The following is a 285-nucleotide window of genomic DNA, read 5'->3' as shown; positions in this document are numbered from 1 at the left end:
GCTCATATGACCCGAAACGTTCTTGACACTTTTAAACTCATCCATCATTAGATGTTTGGGTAGTGAAGCATACGGTGATTGTTTTAAATAATCTGCTGTTTGATCAATAAAACGTGATACTGTTGCCGTTGAAACTGAACATGAGCGTGCAATAGATACTTCTGATCTCACATCCACAGCTTTTTCGATAACTGCTAGACGTGTATTATTTGAAATATGACAATATGGATTTATTTCTGGTGTTTTCGCCGTGAAATAGCTACGACAAGCTCTACACAAATAGCG

1 pseudogene is annotated in these 285 nt (G+C 37.5%); it reads right to left on the bottom strand.

Annotation, left to right across the window (positions count from 1 at the left end):
• A pseudogene (locus tag CD113_RS12760) lies at positions 1 to 285 on the bottom strand (ISL3 family transposase); the annotation flags it as partial.

Source organism: Staphylococcus simiae, from assembly GCF_002902085.1.
Lineage (GTDB): Bacteria > Bacillota > Bacilli > Staphylococcales > Staphylococcaceae > Staphylococcus > Staphylococcus simiae.
The sequence above is the reverse complement of the archived record's forward strand: the minus strand, read 5'-3'. Positions and strand labels throughout refer to the sequence as shown.